This window comes from Ruminiclostridium cellobioparum DSM 1351 = ATCC 15832, assembly GCF_000621505.1.
Taxonomy (GTDB): domain Bacteria; phylum Bacillota; class Clostridia; order Acetivibrionales; family DSM-1351; genus Ruminiclostridium; species Ruminiclostridium cellobioparum.
Genome location: NZ_JHYD01000050.1, coordinates 1 through 24,925 on the forward strand (window position 1 = coordinate 1; position 24,925 = coordinate 24,925).

The following is a 24,925-nucleotide window of genomic DNA, read 5'->3' on the forward strand; positions in this document are numbered from 1 at the left end:
GACATCGAAGCTGGTAAAACAAGGAGCTCAAAGCACCGTTTTGCAAGAGCCACTTTCGCTGCTGCTAATATACATCTGGATGCTTGGATCAAACACAAATCCTTTAGTATTCTGAGTCTATTGCAATAGTACAAGAACTTTTCAAACAGCATTTAAAAATCTTTGAATTTCAAAGGTTTATTTGCTGTCCCAAAAAATCTGGGCTCAAAATTACACAACTATTAATTTCTCAAGGTACAATGCTTTTTCTACAAATAGCTCCATTTCACAAAGAAAATGGAGTGAAGTATTGGTTTTTCTCGAAATTACCAATTACTTTTCGAGAGTATTCTTTTAGTTTTATAATTTTTTATTTTAATAAATGCTTTCCTTGTACATTATTTTTTTCATGCCCATTGTGAGCAGCATTGCCATGACAAAAATTATAATGGCTATGACATTTCCATAACCGATATTAAAGTTCTGGAATGAATTTACAAAAAGGTGGAGCGGCAGCAGTTCGGTGGAATGATTGGGACCTCCGCCTGTCATTACATAAACCAGATCAAAGGAACGTAATGCACCCACTGTCTGAAGGATTATTACCATTTTTATGATATCCCAGGACAGGGGTATCACCATGTGGTAAATCATTTTTATTCCGCTTGCCCCATCAATTGTGGCACTTTCTATTACCTCATGGGGCATGTTCATAAAGCCCGAGTTGAACAAAATAACCTGAACACCGCATGAATTCCACGTCTGAGCTATGATTACCGCAATTAATGCCAGAGCCGGACTGGACAGGGGCGGTATATAATTTTCAGCCTGTCCTATTGCTGCCATAAAGGGTTTTAACAAACCCATTCCCGGACTGTAAATATAATTCCATATAAACCCTACTGCTACTGAGGGTAAAACTGTCGGTACAAAAAATATCACCTTGTAGAAGCGATAGCCCCTCATCTGGAGGTAGACCATGTACCCCAATGTGAATCCGAAAATAACCTGCAGTAATGTAGTTGATACCATAAATACCAGTGAATTCCCCATTGACTTCCAAAATAACTGTGATGCAAATACCGACCTGTAATTATCCAGACCCACAAATCTGCTGGATGCCAATGTATCCCACTTGAATGTACTGAGAACCACCGATTGTCCGATGGGATACAGGACCAGATATATATAAATCAATGAACCCGGTACTAAAAATGCTAAAATTACCCAAATGTTTTTTTTAGTTATATTCATATAGACCTCCACTGCCAATCTGCATTATCTATCCCTTTACAGCCCCTGCAATCATTCCCTTTTCGATATTTTCCTGTGCAAATATATAGAATAGAATACTTGGGATTATAGCCATCATAATACCTGCAGCCAATTGAGTATATTCCGAGTTGAATTCCGTAATAAAACCAATCAGACCAATGGGCAATGTTTTAAGCTCCGGCTTGTTCAGCATCAGCATGGACACAAGAAGCTCATTCCAGCAGGCCAGAACTGACAGTACCGCTATGGTTACAATACCGTCCTTGGAAAGAGGTACGATTATTTTCATAAACAGCTTCCAGACCGAACAGCCGTCTATAAATGCACATTCCTCCAGTTCCTTCGGTATGGAACTCATAAAGCTTTCTAATATAAATATGGAAATTGATATACGAAATGCCCCGTAGATTAGACCTAAAACACTTAAATTATTGTACATCTCCCACTTTCCCACCATCATATAAAGCGGAATAATAGCTGAGTGAATGGGAATCATCATTCCCGCAATAATTGTGTAGTATATGATTTTTTTTGCTTTGAAATTATACCTGGCGAGAACAAAAGAAATAGGTGTAGTCGTAACTATTGTAATTATTATTGTTAAAAAGGTTACATAAATACTATTCAACATATATGTATCAATTTTAGAGCCCTTCCATGCCTTGGCGTAGTTTGAAAATACCCACTCCTTCGGCGGCCCCCATGTATTTACCGTCAGATCTGCCTGTGTTTTCATTGAAGAGAAAAACAACCACACCAAAGGAAGTAAAATGACGAGAGCACAAATAGTCATAAATGCATAAATCAGTCTTTTCGTCGCTTTATTGCCCACTTCCAATTGAGGGTTAGGTGCCAGCGACTCTTCATTGCTTCTGTTCTTGGATAACCGGTTAAAAATCCTCATTTTTTCCCCCCTCATACGTTGATTCTCCGGTTTTACGGCATATCCGTCCCACCGGATATGCCTGTATAACCACATATGCTCTATTTTCCTCTTGCGTAGTCTTCAGCCGCTTTTTGAACTTCCGCAATGGCTCTTTGCACATCAAATTCTCCCGTGATCATTCCGGGCATTGCTGTCTGCTTGATGGCAAGGTCGACTGCAGGCGGTGCAATAGCATCCATGGAAGGTATGTAGGATGTGGCACCTCTGTATGCTTCTATCAGCTGGTTCATAACCGGGGATACTTTTGTTTTATCGTAATCGGCATTTCCTGCGTAAACAAATCCGCCCTTTTCCATAATGGGTACGTTGAATTCAGGGCTGACTATATCTTTTACAAGGTTGATACACGCCTCCCTTTTTGCATCAGGCAAATCATTTGCCACAAAGAAACCGATTATGTTACCGCCTACATTGACTTTTGTATCACCGTTAGGACAGTCGGTAAATACCGGGAAGTCAACACGGGCAATCTTATTTACAAATTCATCTCCGCCTGCCGTTGCAAAATTACCTGGTTTCCAGGCCCCTTCGTAGTACATGGCGGCCTCACCTCTTGCAAACATCTGATCCGCTTCGGTTGCACTCATTCCAAGTACTCCCTTGGGATATGCACCGGCATCGATCATTTGCTTGAATTTATTCATTGCATCTGTAAATCCATATTTCGGATCCTTCCAGCCTGTCATTGCATCCCCCAAAGTAAGGGCCTTGAAGTTATCCAGACCTGCAGACCGTGCCAGCAATGCCGACGCCAGCCAGGCAAATCTGCCGTCCTTACCTCCTGTGACCAGAGGAGAAATTCCCTTTTCTTTTATCTTAGGTATGAGTGCAAGGAGCTCGTCGAAGGTCTGAGGCGGATTCCAGCCATATTTAGTAAACATTTCGGTATTGTAGTAAAGACCGTCAATGGAGCCTTCCTGCGGCGCCATCATTATTTTGCCGTCATCGGTAGTGGCAAAATTCAGGGATACTTCACTGAACCACTGCTTAAATTCCGGATGTTTTGGATCATTGTACACCGGAGCCCAGTCGATTATTTTGTCGTCCTTTATAAATTCACGGGCATAGCTCAGTATACACCATGAAACATCAGCCGGAGTGCCTGCTGCCATCTCAACCGTCAGTTTTGTCCTGAGATCGGCACTCGGCAAGGCATCATGGGTAATTTTGACGTTGGGCTTTTCCTTTTTATAGGTCTCCAAAAGTGCTTCGATTGACTCGTATGCAACCGAGCCGGCAGTCCAGGATGTCATCAATCTGATATCAACCGGTTCGTCGTTGCCGGCGGCAGAGTTGGAAGCCGCCCCCGATGCCGACCCGCTGGAAACCGCACTGTCGTCCTTGCTTGTACCACAACCGGAAAAAGTTGCCGACAGCATTGCAGTGACCATAGCAATAGCTAATACTTTTTTAATTTTTTGGCTAATCATATTTCTCCTCCTGAAAAATTTAATATTCAAACCCATAAGGGACCAAATACAGCTTACTTTTGAGTAAGAATTGCTATATTATCCCGGTCTTTTACTCTGTGAAGATCCAGTCCCGCAACCTCCAGTAAAGTTATTTCAACCAGGTACAGTACCTCTGTGCCATGCTCCAGATGTCCTGTGTATGTTTTCTCCAGATCCGATACAACCATATGGAAATGCGGATGGCCGTCAACAACCACACCTTGCAGTGATGCGAGTTCCAGGGGTTTCTCAACTGTCACGAACTCGTCGACCGGTTCTCTTTCCATCCCGGTGACCCGGTGGAAAACCGCTTTTTTCAGGGAGCCTATGGCCCCGGTAATTATTGCGTTTTTAACACCGGCAGCAGCAAGTTCCTGCTCTACACTTTCCAGCAGCAGTTCTCCTCTTTTTAGATTCAATACTATTACACGGCCGGTGCCTTCTCCAATAAACCTTACCATTATTTATTCACCTCTTTTTCAGAAAATTTTCAGATGCTGGCAACAACTGAGTTTACCTGCTTTTGACTTGCTTTCCATAGTTAAATTATAAGAAAAAAACAGAATCACTAAAATGGACTCTGTTCATAATTTATTAACTATTTTATGATGTTTCAGTTTTTACTCCGGTCATACCTCTTCCACCCTTTATCAGCATGAATTATTTTAAGATTTGCTTAACGATTTTTATACGGATATTTATTTTATACCTGAGATACCATTAAACAGCTAATTATATAAATTATCGCTCACGGTATTTTTAACGAATTCGGTTGGTGAGCACCCGGTAATTTTTTTAAATATTTTGCTGAAATAACAGGCATTTTCGTAGCCCAGCAGGTAAGATATTTCATAAATCTTACGCTGGCCGTCTTTCAGCATCTTTTTAGCTTCATCTATTTTTACTTTGTTAACATAATCTGTAAAACACATTCCGGTATATTTGGTAAATATACTGCTTAAATAACCTGCACTGATATTCAGGCTATCGGCTACCTCCTTTAGTTTGGGAGTACCCATACAATTATTGATGATGTATTTTTTTGCTCCCCAAACCAGATTATGCTTTTCATCGTCATGTTTTCTGCCCAGAAAATTATTCATTCTATTCCTGTAGTTTTCAATGAATTCCAGGATCTCCCGGAGTGTTTGCAGCTTGTATACTGTTTCAACGGCAGGTTTGTCTTCAATCTGTGCCTTGCTGTCTATCTGCCACTCCTCACCCAGGTGTATATCGCACAAACAGAAGGTCTGGTTGCACAATTCATAAATTTCATGTTTAGACATATTCGCGCTTTGAATATTATAAACAATCGAATCGAAAATATTGTTTATAAGCGTCAAATCGCAAATTTCAATAGCTTTTGGCAGGCTTTCCTTCAGGTTGATCTGTTTGCTGCCGCCGTAGCCACTACTTTTTTCTGACACATCGTCGAAGAAAATAATACTGCCGTAGCCTTTGTAAAACAGTATGTCCATTGCCTCTTTTGCCTGGGCTAGAGCCTGGGGCAGGCTTAAATAACTGTCATAGGTATCGCTGATGCTTATTGCCGCATCGATATTAACGTACTTTTTCAGCATCTCCAGCATTGTATTCCCCATTATTTTTATTTGCCGGTCAGTCTCCTGGGCTTTGTCAGGCACTTCGGGTGAAAATACCATAACATAAGCACCAAAGGACAATTTCAAAAAATAGCAGTTGAAGAATTCGTTGCCGATTTCATTTAATATTTCAATAATCATAAAATCCAAAAGCTTCAAATCCTTATCGTTGTATTTGCTTTCGGACAGATAGAGATTTGTATTGACCAGCCCCACTTTCATCATGGCCTCATTCAGTTCCAGCTTCATGGAAGGAAGCTTGGCATCAATGTATTTGCGGTCGTCAAAATTGTTTTCAAGTATACTTTTTAAAAATTCCTGGCGCATGATGGAGGTACTCTGGGTATCGTAAACAATGGGCATGGTTTCGTCATTTATCTTCTTATTGCTGGATATTATTTTTTCCTTTACATTTATAAGCATTTCCTTCATGGACTCTTCGCTTATATTCAGCTTTAAAATGTAATCCCATGCCCCATACTTCATTGCCTGCTTTACAAGATCAAACTCATTGTAACTGCTCAATATTATAAAAGTGATATCCGGATTGTATTCCTTTGCCTTTCTCATCATATCTATCCCGTTCATTTTGGGCATAACGATATCTGTAATTACCAGATCGGGCTGGTATTCCTTAATAAGTGACAGACCGTGTTCACCATTGCTCCCTTCGGCAACCACCTTAAAACCCATATCTCTCCAATTGACCAAGGAGTTTATCCCCACTTTCACAAGAGTTTCATCTTCCACCAACAATACTTTTAACATGATAATCCCCCTTTTAAAGCTTTTCCCGTCCCTATTCCCTATTTATGTAAAGTTTTAAAACTAATGCAGGATTTTTACTCCCTGGGAATCAATATTCTGACGATACTATATTCCAGGTATTTGCTTTCAAATGACAGACCGTACTTCTCTCCGTAGGTCAATTTTATTCTTTCGTTTATATTCACCAAACCCACACTGTTATATCTCTCTCCACGGGCTTTGTCCTTTTGCAGTATTGTTTCCAACCTATCCTGTGGAATTCCCACTCCGTTGTCACGGATTTCAATAAGAATGTCACTTTCATCAACAAGTCCCGCACTGATTTCCAGCATACCCAGACCTTTTTTCCCCTCAAACCCATGTACGATTGAGTTCTCAATTATAGGCTGCAAAGTAAATTTAGGTATTTTACAGGATAACAGCTCACTTTCAATGGAATAGTTAACCTGAATCAAGCCTTTTTTCCGTATCTTTTGAATGGTTAAATACTGATCCAGAAGATTTATTTCCTCCTCCAGGGTGATATGGTTCATGGCTCCCTTGGAAGTCTCCTTAAGCAATGCCCCCAGCGCAGTGGCGGTTTCATATATTCCATCGGCTTTTTGTATCATTGCCATAACTTTGATTGAATTGAGGGCATTATAAACAAAATGCGGATTTATCTGGCTCTGAAGTACTTTGAACTCCAACTCCTTTTTGGCATTTTCATCATTTTTCACCTTTATAAGCAGTTGATTTATATTTGTTGCAAGCTGGTTTATCCCCTTGCCCAGCTCACCTATTTCATCATTTCCCTCCAGCTCGGGCTCCACATGAAAATTACCTTTTGAGATGCAATCCATACGGTGCATTATCCTTCTCAGAGGCTTGGTTAAATTGCTTGACAGAAATATTGTAAACAAACAGCAAACGGTTATGGTTATCCCCAGTATAAGGAAGGCAATTTTTGTGGCATTCGTGCGCTGTTCTTCAATAAAGGAGTAATCGACAAGCTGCACAATCTGGTAATTGGAGTATGCCGACTTATGATAAACAACAAGAACCTTTTTTCCAAAAACTTCAGAATAAAAATTTTTGTCATTTTGTTCAGGTATTGATATGGATCCGGACAGGTCCTGCCCCAGCAGTTTATTGTCACTGGAATAAAGACATTTGTTCTGCCCGTCCATTATCAGGAGCAGGTCATTGTCAGGAACTTCGAAATCTTTTATGCTGTACCGGATCAAATCCGGTGAAATGCCTATAACCTGCCAGCCAATAGTCTTCCTGGAGTCGGAGAATATGACTTTTCTGACAAAGGGTATAAAAAAATTATTGTATCTCTCTTTTGCAAGATTTTCTTCTATTCCGGCACAAACAAAGACTTCAGAATACTTTCCCTTTTGAAACCAGTCTGCAGCCTTCATTTTGTTTATATCAATGAAATCCGCTTCGGAGTACAGCTTTAAATCAACCTCGTTCTTTCCTTCAATTATGACCGAAACCACATATCTTCCTATGGATGAATTTGTAATCCTGCCGTTGATTTCCTTGTACGCTGCAGATATGTCATAGTCAAAATTATAGTTGGAATCGGTATAATCTCTTATAAGCAGCTTGTCCAGATTCCTGTTAAGATACAGCCAGTCGGACAGGTCCTGGCACTGCTGTATTTGTCTGTCTATATTGCTGAGTATGTATGTCAGATTATTCCTGGTATTGTCAATAATATTTTTTTCAAGCAGGTTTTTTGTATAATTGGAATAATAGAAACTAATGCAAAGTGATACCAGAATAAACACAATACTGAAATATAATATGAGCTTGTTTTTTAAAGTATAGGGATTTAACACGCTTGAAACCTCCAGATAATAGAGTATTCTTTCAATGGTGCATGAATTCAAGTGATTTGTGGGTTTATTATACCACAAATCAGAAGCTGTCTACATTACAAAAAGATTTCCAGGATCCGGCATATTAACTCCCCTCCGGATCTTAGAAACCTTAAAAGTAATTGATTTTTTAATTATATAAGCTTGTAGCTTTTATTCTGTTTCATTATCTTTTGTACCTTTTGATAAATTGCATTTTCGTCCAGTGAATATTTGGTCAGCAGCTGCTCGTAGCCGCCTGATTCGGCATAGCCGGTCAGGCCCATGCTATGTATCGGTACCGGATAATTCCGGGAGAGCACCTCTGAAACAGCACTTCCCAATCCTCCATACACACTGTGTTCCTCCACTGTCAGCACCATACCCGTCTGTTTTGCACAGTTGATAATCAATTCCTCATCAAGGGGCTTTATAGTATGGATATTTACAACTTTTGCACAAATGCCCCTCTCCTCAAGCATGCGGGCTGCCGCCAGGGATTTTTGCACCATATACCCGGTAGCTATGATTGTTATATCAGACCCCTCTTTAATGACAACCCCCTTGCCAAGCTCAAACTCATAGCTGTCATCATAAACGATTGGATTTGCATTCCTGCTCAGGCGCATATAAACGGGACCCTTGTATTCGCCGCAGGCAAATACCGCCTTTTCGGTCTCAACCTGATCACAGGGAGAAATAATTGTCATATTGGGCAGGGAACGCATACAGGCTATGTCAAAAATTGCCTGATGGCTTGCGCCGTCATAAGAATCCGACAGGCCCGCATAATTTCCAATCAGTTTAACATTTAAGGAATCATATGCAATCAGACTGTTTATGGGATCCAGGCCTCTTGTGGTCATAAAAACCGAAAAAGTATTTACAAATGTATTAAAGCCGCTGACAGCAAAGCCGGATGCCATAGCCACCATATTGATCTCCGAAATCCCTACATTGAAATATCTATCTGGGTACTTATCTCCAAATAATATACTTTTGGTTGAGTTGCCCACATCGGCCTCAAGTACAACAATATTTTCCTGAGTTCCTCCCATTTTTACAAGTGCATTCCCGTATGCATCCCTCATTGCAATTTTTTCTGCCATCTGAAAACTCCATTCCGCTGCTTTCAATCAGCTCAAAATTCTTTACTGCACGCTCAATTCCTCCACTGCCATCTGGTATTCCTTTTGAGTGACAGGCTTCCCATGCCATTGATTTTTACCCTCCATAAATGATATCCCTTTACCTTTTACGGTGCCGGCTATAATAATGGTAGGGCTTTCCCTGTGCCGCGCCGCCAGGTCAAAGGCATCCGATAAAGCCGCAATATCATGCCCGTCAGCAGTTATCACATTCCAGCCGAAGGAGGACCATTTGGCCTGCACATCGCCAAGAGGCATTATGTCCCGTATTGTTCCGTCCAGTTGAACCCCGTTATTGTCAAGAATGGCAATCAGGTTATCCACCTTATATTTGCTGGCACTCATGGCAGCTTCCCATATAATGCCTTCCTGGATCTCACCGTCGCCCAGCAGCACATAAACATGGCCGTTCTGCCTATTCAGCCTGTCGCTCAGTGCCATGCCCACTCCGGCGGAGAGTCCAAGGCCTAAAGAGCCGGTAGAAAGCTCTATTCCCGGTGTCTTATGGTAACAGGGATGCCCCTGCAAATGGCTGCCTGTTTGCCTTAATGTGTCTAAATCTTCAAGCTTGAAATATCCCCTGTGAGCCATATTGATGTAAAGCATGGGCGCGGCATGTCCTTTGGACAAAATCAGACGGTCCCGGCCCTCCATATTTGTATGGGCCGGATCGATATTCATCTTTTCAAAGAACAGCAGTGTAAGTATTTCGGTACAGGACAGGGAACCGCCGGGATGCCCCGTCTGAACAGAATATAAAATATCTATGAGCTGCCTTCTGAACTTTTTGCATAACCCTGACAATTCCTCTATTCTCGTTAATGATAGCGACATATATTTGCCTCCTTATAATTCTTCCAGGTACAGTCCCCAGTCACCATCCCCCGGAAATTCAGGCAGAATTATACGGCCCATGTTGTCTGCACAGATAGTACCGGTTACCCTTCTGTCGGCTTTCCATTCACCTGTGACGGGATTAAACCACTCAATACAGTATGGCGCATTGGGTTTCAGCCCCCGGACCGTCCCCTGCAGGCATTCCTGCTCAAAATAGAGCAGCAGCATATCTCTTTTGGCAGTGGCTGCGCAGTATGCCCAGCCTTTGTAGCCGTCAGCCCTGCCCGACTTGTTGGGAGTTATCAGTTCAGAATCCGGTATAAGCTCCACATATCTGGCACCCGCACGGTCAACAAACCTCTTCAGGTTGTATACAAGAGCACCTGAACGGTATTCCAGGACTTCCCACATCTTATACTTTGCATTTTTTTCAATATCACTTCCCCACATACCTTCAATCCCATATATATATCCCCCAAAACCTCCGGACAGAAAGCTTCCGTACATACCCGAACGGCAGTTGAATTCAGCCTCCTCACTTCCAGTGGCGGGATTGTCATCTGGAAATCCCGGATAATAAGGCTCCCCGTTGATGGCAGGTCTGGCCGGCTCCGAATGGAATATTTCGGTCAAATACCAGTAATGGTCATGCTCCCTCCAGTTTCCAATCTGATGGAAGGTCAGCCAGCGGTTCTCCTCCGGGCCTCCGAAATTACACAGGGTCGAGGGAGCCGAATTGGTGCCCAGCAGTGTCCCGAACGGCGGGTGACCGTATTTGTCAACCACCATGTTGGCAGGCTCATTATATTCCCTGGGGAGAATTGTGTTTCCAATATAGTCAAAATGGATTGGACTGTACAGGCAGTTGTTTGCCTGGTATCTGGCAAATATGTATTGTATGTACCTTACATAGGAATCGGGCCATCCGCAGTAGCGCTTCCAGACCTGGCTCACATCCCTGCGGATCACTTCCAGAAACACTGTAAAGCCCTGTTCATTCAGATAATCAATCTTCCTGTCCAGATATTTAAAGTATTCGGGATTGATTTTATCAAAATCCGGCACCACATTTTCATAGCCTTTAACTGTTCCCGGGAACAGGAAGGGCCTGCCGCCTTCATTGTGCATATCCTTTGCACTTCCTGAATCCATGTCCATCCACGCGGCGCGTATACTTGTTTCAAATGCATCCTTCATTTTGATTTTCGGGGGCAGCCCGTCATTGGCCCAGGTGGGATGGCCCGCCAACATGGCGATACAGTTGTAGCCCTGTCTCCTGCGGTATAGAACCATATCCTTGAAACCCATGTCCGGCCCGGCCGGGCGTTCAATAGAATCTTCATGCCAGGGATAGCGGTAGGTAGGCGCTGACCACCAGGTATCCCCCAGCATAAAATACGGAGTTTTATCGTAATACTGGAAGCCCCGTCCGTTTTCAGCCGCAATGATCATTCCTCTCCTGCACGGATTGGCCCGTTTCTCTTCCTCGTTCCACTCCACGGCCGTTATACTGCCCTTATTTCCGTTCAGCCCCTGATCATCGGTATTTGAGCCGGAGCACCAGCTCCATTTGCCTGCTTTCATGGGAGCAATCCTTACTTTGAAGGTCTTTCCCCCGTCCCAGAAGCCATAAACCTTTTTGCTGAAATCAGGTCCCTCAAGCAATACCCATACTTCCACCTCACAATATGGATTTGTATAATCGTTTTTTGCCTGTAATTCAATCTCTATCTTATCCCATACATGCACTTTGGATTCCTTCATTTTCACACTGACCTCCCCTTATTTGATAACTGTTAAAACATACTTTCGTTATATAATATATAGTCGTCGGAAGAAGTTTTAGCTGAGAAGACCGAGGCTGTCACCAGCATTTCCTTTCCCGTATTCCTTACCTGATGCCTAGAATTGGCAGTAAAGAAAACCGCATCCCCTTTTACGAAATCCACAATTTCCCCGTCAATCCAGGCTTGTCCCTGCCCTTCAACAATGTAGATAACTTCCTCAATGTTTCTGTGAGCATGCAGCGGTTTGACTATAGCCTCAGGAAAGCAATGCATTATGGCAATACTCATCTGATCCGCCCCAACGGTTTTGTCTGTTATGATCCATCTGAGATCCCTTCCTTCAAGATGTGCAGGTTCAACATCATTTAAAGAAACTTTCTTTTTCATCCCGGCTCCCCCTTCACGGTTGTTATTGTATGAAGTACCCGTCACCTTTGGAGATGGGTGCTTCTATTATCACCTCTTATAAGTTGAGTATAGTTAATAAATCAGATGAGATACAGAAACTACTTTAAGAAACTGTTATCAATTTTAATCTGTATAACTTAAGAGATTTTTACCGGGATAAAGTCTATAACTATTTTAAGATATTTATAACTTTTTTAATAATGCTGTCCGATCCTCAAAAGTTGGATAAAAAAGGAACTGCTGCCCTGATGAATAAAATTTATTCATTGTGCAACAGTCCCTTCAGGTTTTAATTAATATTCTTAATTTCCCATTACCGGCAAAAATGATTACCGCTAAATCAGCCCGATCTTGAAGGTTTTGATCTCATGGGGGTATATTTCAAAGGACAGCGTGTTATCCCCGGTCTCAATTACTCCTATTTCCTTTTCCTCAAGATCGGTTTCGCAGGCATATCCAATGGTCTTGAAAAAGCTCAGGCTGGCAGCAGTCCTTCTGTTATGACATTCATACAGCCTTACGATCAGTTCCTGCCCATTCTCAGATTTTTTCACAGTATCGATCATTATATTTTTCCTGTTGACCGACACTGTGCTCATATGGGTTGGAAGTGTTCCTACATGAGCACCTTCCTGTACGGCATGCATCGGACAGTTCAACCTGTAGGCCATGTGCATGGTATTTGCGTCCTTCCAGTCTCCCGTATGCGGATAGAGTGAATAGACAAAGCGATGGAGCTCTCTGTCGGCATCCGGATTGGGCCAGATGGGTGATTTCAAAAGGCTGAGCCTCATAACACCGTCCTTGATATCGTAGCCATACTTGCAGTCATTGAGCAGGCTGACACCATAACCGTCCTCCGACAAGTCGGCCCATTTGTGAGCACATACCTCAAATCTGCCTATATCCCAGCTGGTGTTCCAGTTAGTAGGACGCTCGACGCTTCCAAATTGAATATCGTAGGTTGCCTTATCGGTACGGACATCAACGGGGAATCCGGCTTTTAACAGTATCTGTTTCTCCTTCCAGTCGATTTCATTCACGAAATCAATCCGGGGTATATCATTATATAAGTACAAATACTGTATGAGAGTCGAATCCATGAATTTCTTTTTAATCCTTATTGCCGCTCTTACGGGACCTTCTTCTATTACCCTGATTTCATCAACTTCATTGATTTCCCACATTTTTTCCTGGTAATATATATTGATATCCCAGGCATCATATCTAAGGGGTTTATCCTCAAAAGCCTGTAGCACATTGCCCCTGGTTCCCGGTTTAAGTACTTCTCTGCGTTCAACTTTATCAAATATGGAAACGATATTTGCGCTGTCATCCAACCTTATTTCAAAAAATCTGTTTCCTGCCTTCTCCTGTGTGGCATATAGCTCAAAAGGCTGCTGCTCCGACTTACGGCTGATGTAAAAAGTCTTATAACCGTTTGACGGCACCCCCTCTACAAAGGCAATAAGGCTCCCTTCCTCCGTTCTCTGAACCGGATAAACCTTGCCTTCGGCATCCACAAGAGAAATACTGTCCTTCTCATGGGGCAAATCAAATTTAAGGATATCATCCCTGTCAAAACCCAGAGGATTAAAAGCTATGACGGCCCTATCCTCCAAATTAATCTTAGCCGTTATGTGCTTCATGGATTTATCCAGCAGCCGGTAACCTTCTGTCAGCAGCGCTTCATATTGTTCCTGTGACTCCTCATAAACTTCCTTGATGGAGGAGCCCGGGATAATATCATGAAACTGATTGAGCAGAACAGTCTTCCAGCAGTCTTCTATCTCCTCGGACGGATATGCCGCAGAGGGCTCCACCTGACTTGCAAGCATGCTGAAACGTTCTATATCCAGCATCAGGAATTCACTTTTCCGGTTGTAGTATTTGTTTCTGGCCATTGAGGTGTATGTTCCCCTGTGGTATTCCAGATAAAGCTCCCCTACCCATCTCGGCAGTTTTGGGTTGCCCGCAACTTTTTTCTCCAGGCCTTCCAGATAATTTCCCACTGTTTCCATTTTGACAACCGGACACCCGGGAAGTCCCTTTTGCATTCTGGAGGAATACTCCAGGTCATCCCTGGTTGGCCCGCCGCCGCCGTCACCGTATCCGTAAGGTACAAGCACATCATCATTGATGTTTTTCTGCTGATACCTTCTCCAGGCTCCCATAATCTGGGATGGGTTTATTTTAGCTTCATAAATGGTTCTGTGATTTCCTGACAAAACCTTGTCATATTCGGCGGCCGTGAGGAAATATGTTAAAACCTCGGAACCGTCAATACCTTCCCACATAAAGGTATCGTACGGCATCTTGTTATATTCGTTCCAGCTTATCTTGGAGGTAACAAAATACCTGATGCCGGACTTTTTCAATATCTGAGGCAATGCGGCACTGTAACCAAAGACATCCGGCAGCCACAAGGTCCTGGAATCCACCCCGAACTCCTCTCTTATAAAGCGCTTGCCATATAATATCTGACGGATAAGAGATTCACCCGAGACAAGGTTGCAGTCGGCTTCGAGCCACATGGCGCCATCTATCTCCCATCGTCCCTCTTTTACCCGCTCTTTTATCTCCATGTATACTTCAGGACGTTCTTCCTTGAGAAACTGGAGCAATTGAGGCTGACTTGCCATAAAAGAATAGTCGGGATAGTCCTTCATCAGGCTCAGGGCAGTGGTGAAGCTTCTGACCACCTTCTCCCTGGTTTGCTGCAAGGTCCACAGCCATGCCACATCTATGTGGGTATGACCCACACAACTGGCATATACAGCTTCATGTCCGCAGCTTTTTCCGTAAAATTCAGTTTTTAAAAAGGCTATGGCTCTTTCAACCGACTCATTGTATTGCTCCGAATGAGGCCTTCTAAAATCCAGCAGATTCAAGGCCTGGTTCAGTATGCTTAATGTGTCGACCCGTCTCTTGTCCTCCTTTTCAAGGAAACCGGCAACTTCAAAGGGAACAGCCAAATCATAATAGAGCTGTTCCGTTGCCCTGTCAAGTGCTGCAATGCTCGCTTGCAGCACTGCTTTCACATCGCTCATTCCTGCGTAGGCATGCATATCTACACGGTGACCTTCCCCCGCTTTTGCGTTTTGGTCAATGAGAATTTCAGTATGATTCACATCCAGGCCCTGCTTCAATACCCCGTTCAGATAGACCAGAAATTGAGGGTTGATTGCATCCCATTCCCCTTCGCGTCCTGTCTTTATTCTAAAAACCACATTGCAGTTATTAAGACTTTCCGGAATGGTGAACAGAAGCTTGAACCAGTACCGCTGATCCTTTCCCCCCCAGCTGTCACCGCTTTTGAATTCCGTCCATTCCTGTCCGTCGGCTTCGGCTTGTGACGCACATTTAAAATCGCCCTTTTTAATGAGTACTTTATCTACAGGCTCAATTTTATGATAAATGCAATTCTTTAATTCCTTTAAAAATCCCTCTATTCTTTCCTGCTCAAAAAACATAATACCTCCATAACATTACGTCATTGTACATATGAAAATAAAAAGTGTTACCTATTGTAACTTTCAGTGCTGCACAGTATAATTAAAGTCACAATAAAAGCCAAAGGGTGTTTCATATGAAATCAAGCCTCATTCATGACTTAATCAAATGTACTAAAATTGCCTTTTATATTGCCTCCGGAGCTGCGGTATTTTTTACTTTGATTTATCTCATTTTCTATAATAACGGCCATGCCAATATATTTGTGTTTATAAAAAACAGTCTATATTATATCGGTTGTTTTGGTTTTTTAATAAGTGCTGCTTTTTTTATCAAACGGGACGGTACCAGGCCTTTGCATCATGAAGAGCAATGGAAAAAGCATTTTTACAGGTTCAATCTGGGTTTTGTAGTTATGTGGATCAGCCTTTTCATCTGTATCTTCGGTATGCTTATCCAGCTCATTTTGGAAGTCCTGTTTTAAATTCGGGAAACCTTTATCACAACACCCATCAATATAGGTGACAGGAAACAAAATGCCCGGGTCCGACCTCTTTTAATTCGGGCCTTTTTTCACTGCATACAGCTTTTGCATAACGGCACCGGCTCCTGAATCTGCAGCCCGGTTCCGGATTAATGGGACTTGGTATATCTCCCTCCAGCACCACCCGCTGTTTATTTTTCTCGGCCTCAGGATCAGGAATCGGTATTGCCGATAAAAGTGCCTGGGTGTACGGATGCAACGGATTTTTATACAACTCGGCGCTGGTTGCAAGTTCTATAAGACAGCCAAGGTACATTACGCCTACTCTGTCAGAAATATGCTTTACCATGGACAGATCATGGGCAATAAACAGGTAGGTCAGATTAAGCTCTCCCTGCAGCTTGATCAGCAAATTGACTATTTGTGCCTGTATGGAAACATCCAGCGCTGAGATAGGTTCATCACAGACAATAAATTTGGGATTTATGGCCAGAGCCCTTGCAATGCCTATTCTTTGCCTCTGCCCTCCCGAAAATTCATGAGGAAATCTTCCCGCATGCTCTTTGTTAAGGCTGACAAGATTCAGCATTTCATATATCCGTTCCTGTCTTTCCTTATGCATATATAAGCCGTGGATATCCATACCCTCGGCTATGATGTCTGACACAGTCATTCTGGGATTCAGGGAAGCATACGGGTCCTGAAAAATGATTTGTGCATTCCTTTTAAAGTCTTTTTTCAACTGCTTATTCATCGTCGAAGTATTGTTTCCCTCAAAAAAAACATCTCCGCCCGTGGCTTCATAAATTCCCAGCAAGGTCCTTCCGCAGGTGGTTTTGCCGCATCCTGATTCTCCCACAAGCCCCAGAGTTTCACCTCTGCAAATATCAAAGGACACATCATCCACGGCTTTTAAAACACCGCTCCTGACATTGAAATATTTCTTTAAATGCTTCACCTCAACCAGCCTGTCCTTGCCTGGCCGCCCTTGCCCGTTTGCTGTGTTGTCTGCCGGCAGATTCATGTTTTCAGCCATCCTGCTCACCTCTTATCCCTTCTGCTATGTTTATTCTCGGGGCCTGACTGTGCTGAAGCCAGCAGGAGGCCTCATGTGTACTGCTGATTTTAGTTACCCCGGGCATCTGTTCCCGGCATATTTTCATACAAAATTTGCATCTGCCGGCAAAAGCGCAGCCTGCCGGAGGCGCCAGCAGATCAGGAGGTGTCCCGTAAATGGAAGCCAGTTGGACCTTGCTTTTCAGGTTAAGACCCGGAACGGCATTCAACAGTGAATTTGTATAAGGATGCCGTGCATTTTTAAACACTTCGTCAACCGTTCCTTTTTCTATTATCTGGCCTGCGTACATTACTATAATGTTCCTTGCCATGCCGGCAACAACTCCCAGGTCATGAGTAATAAGCATGACAGCGGTATCAAACTGTTTCTGTATATCCTTCAAAAGCTCAAGTATCTGAGCCTGTATTGTCACATCCAGGGCGGTTGTTGGCTCATCGGCAATCAAAAGTCTGGGATTGCATGCCAATGCTATGGCAATCATTATTCTCTGTCTCATCCCCCCCGAAAATTGATGGGGATAGTCATTTACTCTCTCCCTGGAATTTGGGATATTAACAACTTCAAGCATTCGTACTGCCTCATTGAAAGCCTCCGATTTGTTCATATGCCTGTGGACCATCAGATTCTCCATAATTTGTTTTCCGACTTTGGTTGTAGGATTGAGTGAAGTCATGGGATCCTGAAAGATCATACCTGCTTCCGCACCTCTGAACTTTTGCCATTCCTTATCCGAAAATTTTAATATATCCTTCCCCTTGTACAGAATACTGCTGTTTTCTTTAATATCACCCGGCGGCGTGGGAATAAGGCCCATTATGCTTTTTGACGTGACGGTTTTTCCGCAGCCCGATTCACCTACGATGGCCACTGCTTCACCACTGTCTATGGAAAAGGAGACGTCCCTTACTGCCTGTACTTCCCCTGCATATGTATGAAATGAAACTCTGAGATTTTTTACTTCCATCAATTTTGTCATAGCGTCCCCCTTACTGTCGCAGCTTGGGATCAAGCGCATCGCGCAGGCCGTCACCCAGCAGATTAAACGTTAACATGGTCAAACTGATTGCCACAGCAGGAAACAGCAGTTCGTGCGGATAATAAGACATCTGCTGCTGTCCCAGCGCAGCCATAGCCCCCCAACTGGTGTATGGCGGCTGTACGCCCAAACCTATGAAGCTTAGAAAAGCTTCGGCAAACATAAAACCCGGAATCTGAAAAGTGGTATTGACAATAATAACACTCATTGTATTCGGAAGCAGATGCTTTAATATTATTCTCATGGGACTGGCCCCCAGTGCTTTTGATGCAAGCACATATTCATTTTCCTTCAATTGCAGTACCTGTCCCCTGACCAATCTGGCAAGACCGGTCCAGCTTGTGATGCAAAGTGCTATGATCAGGGAAGGCAAGCCTTTTCCAAGAGAAATGGATACCAGTATGACAACTATCATATAGGGAATACCCACGATAACCTCTACAATCCGCATCATGATATCGTCGATAAGTCCTCCGAAATAACCGCTTATGCCGCCATAGAGCGTGCCAAATACCAGCGATACCACCGCGCCTAAAAGGCCTATAAGGATGGATACCCTGCCTCCCATCCACAATCTCACAAAAACATCTCTTCCAAGCTCATCGGTTCCAAACCAGTGCTGACTGCCCGGCTTCAAATGTGTCATAGCCACATTCTGTCCTGTATAATCAACCCTGGAGAGGATTGGTATCAGTATACATGACAGCCCTATTACAAGCAGCGTCACCATGGAAAAAATAGCTACCTTATTCTTCCTTAATCGTCTCCACGCGTCCTTCCAGTAAGTAATGTTGGGCCTGACAATGGCATCCGCAACTTCTTTGTCATACCCTACCACTTCAAACAGCTCCTGCTCATACTCTTTAATCATTTATGCAGCCCCCTATCTCTTTTCACCGCTCACTCTTACTCTTGGATCAATAATTCCATACAGTATGTCCATCAATACAATGGAGATAATGAAGAAGAATGAGAAAAATATGGTGGTAGCCATTATCATTGGGAAGTCCCTCCCATTGATGCTCTCTACATAATACATTCCCAATCCCGGTATGCAGAATATTCTTTCAATAACAAATGAACCTGTGACAATACCCGCCATCTGAGGTGCGAATATTGTAATGATAGGTATCAGACTGTTCCTGAGAACGTGTTTTTGCACTATTTCCCGTCTTGAAAGCCCTTTGGCTTTGGCTGTGAGTATATAATCATTATTCAACACTTCCAGAACAGACGTGCGCATAAACCTGGAATATGTGGCAATACTCCCGAAAGAAGCCGCCAGGGTGGGAAGAATGGTGTATTCAAAACCTGACAGCCATACATTTGTGGATGGCCAGCCGATGATGGGCAGGAGACTTCCGCCGATAACTTTTTGCAGAAGCGCCGCAAGAACAAAGCTCGGAATGGAAATGCCCGCAATGGCAATAAATATAACGGTATAATCAATCCAGGTATTTCTTTTGAAAGCTGCAATAATGCCAAGGATCAAGCCGACGAGCAGCCCGAATGTAATGGCCTGGAGCCCGAGTCTGGCTGAAGCGGGAAATTTATCCCTGATAATTGCGTTTGCGGTAAGCCCGGGAGTTTTCATAGACTCTCCAAAGTCGCCATGCAGCAAATTATTCAAGTAAATTACGTATCTATGGGTAACAGGTTTGTCAAATCCCCATTTAACACGGAGATTCTGTGCCACAGCCTCCGGGAGCAGTTTTGTACCGGTTTGTACAGGATCGCCCGGAAGAGTATTCATAAGAAAAAAAGTGGCCGTAATAATTATCCACATAGTTACAAGCAAATACCCAAGCCTTTTTAAAATATATCGGCCCATATAAGATCCTCCTCATAAGAAAAGCCGCTGCGGCAGGATTTTTCACCTGCCACAGCAAGCTTATGATGATATTCTTGGATTATTTCTTTTCTATGTAAGCATTCTTCAGTTCCCATGCGGGTCCGCCGGCCTGGACAAGAATTCCCTTGACATAGCTCTGCATATAGGTTGTCTTAACATTGTAGGTCAGCGGCGCTATGCCGGCATTGTCGGCAACCAGTATTTTTTCAGCTTCCCTGAACATGTCCAGTCTCTTGTCGGCATTACTGTCAACTGCTCCTGCATTGACAAGTTCATTGTATCTTTCATTGTCAAAGAAGGCCGAGTTGTTTGGGGAGCCTGTAAGGAACAGCTCCATAAAGGTCATAGGATCGTTATAATCTCCGCCCCAGCCGGTAACGGCCACCTGGTATTCACCCTTTTGAATGGACTTGTTGAAGGTTGCACCATCGGCAGCGGTATCTATTTTAACAATAACTCCCAGTTTTTTCTGCCATTGATCCTGCAAATATTCTGAAATAGTTTTGTTGTTGGAAGCAGCTGTTCTTTGAAGGAAGGTAACTGTAATAGGAGTGGAAGTGTTAAGTCCCAATTCTGCCACACCTTCCTCAAAAAGCTTTTTGGGATCCTCACCTGACATGGACTTCAACGGTTCTTCAACAGCCTCTCTGTATATCTTCTCACCGTTGTTCAGTCCAAACGGCAGGAAACCATATGCAGGAACATCCTTTTTTATAACATTTTGTGAATAGGCTTCCCTGTCTATTGCAAGGGAAAAGGCCTTCCTTATTTTAGCATTTGTGAAAATCTTATCTTTATCCTTGTTGTTAAAAGCTACATAGCTGCAGCTTGGGTAATATCCCACCAGGCTTGTAATATCACCTGCATCGATTTTTGTCTTAAGCTTGTCCACATATTCCGCTTTAACGTCCTGAATTATATCAAGACCTTTGCTGTCAAAAAGCTGCTCTTGAGTTGCCTGTTCGGGTACAATGCTGATAACGGCCTCATTGAGCTTTACATTTGCCGCATCCCAGTACTTTTCATTTTTCTTGAGAATAATTTTCGAGCCTCTTATCCAGCTGTCCACTACAAAGGGGCCGCTGAAAACCATAGCTTTCGGATCGGTACCATAGGTTACACCTGCTTTTTCAATAACATCCTGTCTTAGGGGCAGAATGCTCACAAAATTAGCAAGCTGTTCAAAATAAGGAGTTGGCGTTTTCAAGGTGATTTCGAGTGTGTTATCGTCGGTTGCCTTTACCCCGATATCCTCTACCGAACCCTTGCCATTCAAAAAGTCCTCGCCGCCTTTGATACAATAAAATATTCCTGCACTGGGGCAAGCGGTGGCCGGATCAAACATTCTTCTGACAGCATACACAAAATCCTGTGCTTTAACTTTGACTCCATCGGAATAAGTGTAGTCTCTCAGGTGAAAAGTCCATGTAAGGCCATCACTGGAAACTTCCCATTTTGTTGCACCTGCCGGTTCAATCTTTTTGTCGCCCAGCCTTACAAGGCCTTCCTGTGTTTCCTGGATGACCGTGTTTGCCGCACTTTCCGCTACCTTTGAGGAATCAAAGGACTCGGGATCACCTGTAAATGCAAGGTTGATGGTATTGCCGCTGCCTGATGATGCTGAATTCTGTCCGCATCCCGCCAATACGACGGAAAGCACAATTGAGAGAGTAATAATTGTTGCTAATAACCTCTTTTTCATTGTAACATCTCCTTTAAATTATGTATTTCCAAAGGGTTACCCCTTTTAAGGATGTAATCAATAATTTCTTATGGTATCCGAAAATTTAAACGGCCTGTTGATAAAGGCACCGAGCAAAGCTATACAGGCATCAACATCCCTCATGCTCACAATCCCGTGGGGGCTGTGGCCGTATCTGGTAGGAATGGAAATACCACAGGCTCTCACTCCCATGTTGGATTTGTTGATCGCACCCGCATCTGTACCTCCGCCGGTCAATACATCTCTCTGGTAAGGAATATTGCCGTCTTTTGCACACAAAACCATTTCCCCCACAAGAGCCGGATCACATATGACAGAGTTGTCCAGTACCTTTATTGCCGCACCGCCGCCAAGCACGGTATTCCCCTCTTTGTTGTCCGGTGTGTCAAAGGCACCTGTGATGTCCAAAGCAATGCCGATATCAGGGGTTATCCTTTCGGAAGCCACCGTAGCGCCCACAAGACCGACCTCCTCCTGGACGGAAAAAACAAAATAAACATCATTGTATACTTCAGAGATTTTCTTGATAACCTCAATCATTATGTAGCAGCCAATGCGGTCATCCAGGGCTTTTGCCGTAACACAGCCGTTGCACAATTCCCTGTAGGCCGAATCGTAGCAGGCAGGTTCACCTATTTCCACAAGCTCCTGAGCCTCCTTTTTGGAGGAAGCGCCAATATCTACATAAAGTTTTCCGATATCTGCCGCATCTATTTTTTCAATTTTTTCGGTACAGCTGATAATGCCGCTGATACCGTTTTTAAATACAACCCTGTTCATGTAAGAGGTGAATGCCGAGATACCTCCCATTTTTTTGACCTTCACAAAACCGTCTTCGGTGATTTTAAGAGCCGAGAATCCAATCTCATCCATATGGGCCGACACCATAATGTTTTTCTTATGTTCCCCGCCTCCTCTTTTCAGTGCAATGACATTCCCCAGCGAATCAGTAATAATTTCATCAACATACCCGGTTATTTCCTCAATAACGATTTTTGCAACCTCACTCTCAAAACCACTTACGCCAAATGCCTTTGTCAATCTCTCAAGAAGCATTCATCATCCACCCTTTCTTTTTAACCACCAACCCATAGGTTCCAGTCAATGGAAATTACTTTTTAATATTCTTATTTAAAAATTTGTGATCTGATATAAGTTTCTAAACAAGGCACCTGTCCAGGTCCTCAATCAAGGTGTTTACATTTTCAAGTCCTACGTGTATTCTTATCATTCCCTCTGTGACACAGGAACGTTTGAGCTCTTCCTGATTCTTTCCCAGTCCGACAGGTGCTATGAGACTCTCATAGCCACCCCAGCTGCATCCATGCCTGAAGTGTCTGATGTTCCTGAGGAGTCCTCCAACACTTTCCTTCCCCCCTGTCAGTTCAAAACTCATAAGCCCGGTATACCCCTCCATCTGTTTTTTTCCCAAATCATACTGGGGATGGCTTTTTAGTCCGGGATAAATAACATATTTTACTTTGGGGTGGTTTTCCAGAAACGCAGCAACTGCCATGGCATTTTCCTGATGCTGCTTTACTCTGAGCGGAAGTGTTCTCAAGCCCCGTATCAAAAGCCAGGCCTGATGGGGGTCCATACAGCTTCCCAGCATGGCGCGCTCTTCATTCCTTAATCCATCCATCACATCTTTTTTTCCAATCACAACTCCTGCAACTATGTCACTGTGCCCTCCAAGATATTTGGTAGCGCTGTGAACCACCAAATCAATCCCAAATTTAATGGGATTCTGATAAATAGGCGTGGAATAGGAATTGTCAATTATGGTCACAACACCTTTTGCCCAGGCAAGCTTTGCAACCGCTTCAAGGTCCTGCAGGGAGAAAACAAGGGAGGAGGGACTTTCCAGATAGATAAGGGCAGTATTTTTTTTGATTGCGCTTTCAATCTCATCGGTATTGTGACCCGGCACAAAAGTGGTCTCCACGCCGAATCTTGCAAGGTATAATTCCAGGAAATCCCTGGTGGGACCATATATACTGTCAACTGCTACCACATGACTGCCTGATTTAACAAAATGCATAATTGCCGCCGATATGGCTCCCATACCCGAGGAAAAACATCTGGCCTCCTGGCCTTCTTCAAGGGCTGCTATCTTTTTCTCGGCAATTTCTATGGTCGGATTGTTAATTCTGGTGTAGACAAACTCGGGCTCCTCACCCTTGAGTTCGTGAGACTGCGCAAAAAGTGTATTCTGGAAAATAGGCGGGGTAACGGCACCTTTATATGAATAAAAATCTTCTCCCAGATATGCACATATGTCTTCCTTGGACATTCGTGTGTTCAAATAAACCTCTCCCTCCGTCAAATAGGCTAAATATTCTGTTATAAGGAATTTACAGGCCGATAAATCGCCCTATATCCTATCAGCTGTCTGATAGGATATTTTACATAATTCCTCATTTTATATAATTTTTGTTTATAATTCTTGATTTAATTATTTAATTTATTTACATAATCTTATTGGGCGGCTTTTACCTCTTTGATGACCATGCTTATGATTTTTTCATTTATGGTAATTGCTTTTTTTAGATTCCGATTTCTCAGGCATTCAAAAAGATCCTTATGCAGGGGTATTGTATCTGTAAAAGGCTCCTCCATCCCAAGGGGAAATTCCCACAACTCGGAAAGCAGATTGTTAATAGAGAGTATCAGCTGCTGCATGATCCTGTTATGGCATGAATTATAAATGGCATAATGAAACTGCCTGTCCTCATTATTCTGTTTGTCGCCATTGTTGTACTTCTCTAAAACAACATTCAGTATTTTTTCAATATTATCAAGTTCTTCCTGCGTTGCATGCTGTATCACCAGGTGCAGGATTTCCCGTTCAAGGATCTTTCTTGCTTCCAGCAGCTCAAGGATGGATTCCTTTTCCTTCCTGAACTCAATCTGCGCCTGAATAATGTTGGGTGAACCGTTTCTAACATAAATCCCTTTGCCATTGACAGTTTCCACGATGTTTTTTGTCTCAAGCACTTTCACTGCCTCTCTTAAGGAGGACCTGCTCACACCCAGCATTTCTACAAGCTGTCCCTGGGACGGAAGCTTATCTCCGTTTTTGAGATTATTCTGTTCAATATACTGCTTTATGGCTTCTATTATTTCTGACTGCAACGGTACACGTTTTATGTTTTTCAATGCATTACCCCACATTTCTATATGCTATCATATAGGTTATATGTTACATATTATATTGGATAATTATTCAAATATCAAGATGTGATTTTT

General features: G+C 43.1%; 19 protein-coding genes. All 19 read right to left on the reverse strand.

Going from position 1 to position 24,925, the window contains the following annotated elements:
- Positions 1-354 precede the first annotated feature (354 nt).
- Entirely contained in the window at positions 355-1,233 is an 879-nt protein-coding gene (locus tag T344_RS0117120; RefSeq protein ID WP_027629723.1) for a carbohydrate ABC transporter permease, read from the reverse strand.
- Between the two features lie 28 nt (positions 1,234-1,261).
- Complete coding sequence (locus T344_RS0117125; RefSeq protein WP_027629724.1) at positions 1,262-2,158, reverse strand: carbohydrate ABC transporter permease; 897 nt, start codon at positions 2,156-2,158, stop codon at positions 1,262-1,264.
- Positions 2,159-2,238: 80 nt separating this feature from the next.
- The gene (locus T344_RS0117130) at positions 2,239-3,630 is read right to left on the reverse strand and encodes an ABC transporter substrate-binding protein (protein ID WP_027629725.1); all 1,392 of its coding nucleotides are present in this window, start codon (positions 3,628-3,630) and stop codon (positions 2,239-2,241) included.
- 53 nt (positions 3,631-3,683) lie between these two features.
- Positions 3,684-4,112 carry a PPC domain-containing DNA-binding protein gene (locus tag T344_RS0117135; RefSeq protein WP_027629726.1) on the reverse strand — a complete coding sequence of 143 codons (429 nt, stop codon included), beginning with the start codon at positions 4,110-4,112 and terminating at the stop codon, positions 3,684-3,686.
- Between the two features lie 267 nt (positions 4,113-4,379).
- Positions 4,380-6,020: a response regulator transcription factor gene (locus T344_RS0117140; RefSeq protein ID WP_027629727.1), complete on the reverse strand. Its 1,641-nt coding sequence runs from the start codon at positions 6,018-6,020 to the stop codon at positions 4,380-4,382.
- 74 nt (positions 6,021-6,094) lie between these two features.
- Complete coding sequence (locus T344_RS29905; protein ID WP_027629728.1) at positions 6,095-7,852, reverse strand: cache domain-containing sensor histidine kinase; 1,758 nt, start codon at positions 7,850-7,852, stop codon at positions 6,095-6,097.
- A gap of 173 nt (positions 7,853-8,025) precedes the next feature.
- The gene (locus tag T344_RS0117150) at positions 8,026-8,979 is read right to left on the reverse strand and encodes a transketolase family protein (protein WP_027629729.1); all 954 of its coding nucleotides are present in this window, start codon (positions 8,977-8,979) and stop codon (positions 8,026-8,028) included.
- Between the two features lie 42 nt (positions 8,980-9,021).
- The gene (locus T344_RS0117155) at positions 9,022-9,852 is read right to left on the reverse strand and encodes a transketolase (RefSeq protein ID WP_027629730.1); all 831 of its coding nucleotides are present in this window, start codon (positions 9,850-9,852) and stop codon (positions 9,022-9,024) included.
- Between the two features lie 12 nt (positions 9,853-9,864).
- Positions 9,865-11,619: a DUF5060 domain-containing protein gene (locus T344_RS0117160; RefSeq protein WP_027629731.1), complete on the reverse strand. Its 1,755-nt coding sequence runs from the start codon at positions 11,617-11,619 to the stop codon at positions 9,865-9,867.
- 32 nt (positions 11,620-11,651) lie between these two features.
- The gene (locus T344_RS29910) at positions 11,652-12,029 is read right to left on the reverse strand and encodes a cupin domain-containing protein (protein WP_051571980.1); all 378 of its coding nucleotides are present in this window, start codon (positions 12,027-12,029) and stop codon (positions 11,652-11,654) included.
- A gap of 356 nt (positions 12,030-12,385) precedes the next feature.
- Positions 12,386-15,523: an alpha-mannosidase gene (locus T344_RS0117170; protein WP_027629732.1), complete on the reverse strand. Its 3,138-nt coding sequence runs from the start codon at positions 15,521-15,523 to the stop codon at positions 12,386-12,388.
- Between the two features lie 492 nt (positions 15,524-16,015).
- The gene (locus T344_RS0117180) at positions 16,016-17,011 is read right to left on the reverse strand and encodes an ABC transporter ATP-binding protein (protein ID WP_051571987.1); all 996 of its coding nucleotides are present in this window, start codon (positions 17,009-17,011) and stop codon (positions 16,016-16,018) included.
- Positions 17,012-17,015: 4 nt separating this feature from the next.
- A complete protein-coding gene (locus tag T344_RS0117185) occupies positions 17,016-18,041 on the reverse strand; it encodes an ABC transporter ATP-binding protein (RefSeq protein WP_027629735.1) in 1,026 nt (341 codons plus the stop codon).
- 10 nt (positions 18,042-18,051) lie between these two features.
- Positions 18,052-18,969, reverse strand: a complete 918-nt coding sequence (locus tag T344_RS0117190) for an ABC transporter permease (RefSeq protein ID WP_027629736.1) — start codon at positions 18,967-18,969, stop codon at positions 18,052-18,054.
- Between the two features lie 15 nt (positions 18,970-18,984).
- Positions 18,985-19,932, reverse strand: coding sequence for an ABC transporter permease (locus tag T344_RS0117195; protein ID WP_027629737.1), 948 nt, complete (start codon positions 19,930-19,932; stop codon positions 18,985-18,987).
- 79 nt (positions 19,933-20,011) lie between these two features.
- Positions 20,012-21,655: a peptide ABC transporter substrate-binding protein gene (locus tag T344_RS0117205; protein ID WP_004625360.1), complete on the reverse strand. Its 1,644-nt coding sequence runs from the start codon at positions 21,653-21,655 to the stop codon at positions 20,012-20,014.
- 57 nt (positions 21,656-21,712) lie between these two features.
- Positions 21,713-22,732 carry a M42 family metallopeptidase gene (locus tag T344_RS0117210; protein WP_027629738.1) on the reverse strand — a complete coding sequence of 340 codons (1,020 nt, stop codon included), beginning with the start codon at positions 22,730-22,732 and terminating at the stop codon, positions 21,713-21,715.
- 103 nt (positions 22,733-22,835) lie between these two features.
- Positions 22,836-23,981, reverse strand: a complete 1,146-nt coding sequence (locus tag T344_RS0117215; RefSeq protein WP_084331263.1) for a trans-sulfuration enzyme family protein — start codon at positions 23,979-23,981, stop codon at positions 22,836-22,838.
- Between the two features lie 173 nt (positions 23,982-24,154).
- Positions 24,155-24,835, reverse strand: coding sequence for a FadR/GntR family transcriptional regulator (locus T344_RS0117220; protein ID WP_084331264.1), 681 nt, complete (start codon positions 24,833-24,835; stop codon positions 24,155-24,157).
- Between the last annotated feature and the right edge of the window lie 90 nt (positions 24,836-24,925).

Coding starts and splice junctions, on each gene's coding strand:
- T344_RS0117150 (WP_027629729.1), bottom strand. CDS start 8,979: ATGGCAGAAAAAATTGCAATGAGGGATGCATACGGGAATGCACTTGTA.
- T344_RS0117195 (WP_027629737.1), bottom strand. CDS start 19,932: ATGGGCCGATATATTTTAAAAAGGCTTGGGTATTTGCTTGTAACTATG.
- T344_RS0117120 (WP_027629723.1), bottom strand. CDS start 1,233: ATGAATATAACTAAAAAAAACATTTGGGTAATTTTAGCATTTTTAGTA.
- T344_RS0117125 (WP_027629724.1), bottom strand. CDS start 2,158: ATGAGGATTTTTAACCGGTTATCCAAGAACAGAAGCAATGAAGAGTCG.
- T344_RS0117160 (WP_027629731.1), bottom strand. CDS start 11,619: ATGAAGGAATCCAAAGTGCATGTATGGGATAAGATAGAGATTGAATTA.
- T344_RS0117135 (WP_027629726.1), bottom strand. CDS start 4,112: ATGGTAAGGTTTATTGGAGAAGGCACCGGCCGTGTAATAGTATTGAAT.
- T344_RS0117170 (WP_027629732.1), bottom strand. CDS start 15,523: ATGTTTTTTGAGCAGGAAAGAATAGAGGGATTTTTAAAGGAATTAAAG.
- T344_RS0117130 (WP_027629725.1), bottom strand. CDS start 3,630: ATGATTAGCCAAAAAATTAAAAAAGTATTAGCTATTGCTATGGTCACT.
- T344_RS0117140 (WP_027629727.1), bottom strand. CDS start 6,020: ATGTTAAAAGTATTGTTGGTGGAAGATGAAACTCTTGTGAAAGTGGGG.
- T344_RS0117205 (WP_004625360.1), bottom strand. CDS start 21,655: ATGAAAAAGAGGTTATTAGCAACAATTATTACTCTCTCAATTGTGCTT.
- T344_RS0117180 (WP_051571987.1), bottom strand. CDS start 17,011: ATGAATCTGCCGGCAGACAACACAGCAAACGGGCAAGGGCGGCCAGGC.
- T344_RS0117210 (WP_027629738.1), bottom strand. CDS start 22,732: ATGCTTCTTGAGAGATTGACAAAGGCATTTGGCGTAAGTGGTTTTGAG.
- T344_RS0117155 (WP_027629730.1), bottom strand. CDS start 9,852: ATGTCGCTATCATTAACGAGAATAGAGGAATTGTCAGGGTTATGCAAA.
- T344_RS29910 (WP_051571980.1), bottom strand. CDS start 12,029: ATGAAAAAGAAAGTTTCTTTAAATGATGTTGAACCTGCACATCTTGAA.
- T344_RS0117185 (WP_027629735.1), bottom strand. CDS start 18,041: ATGACAAAATTGATGGAAGTAAAAAATCTCAGAGTTTCATTTCATACA.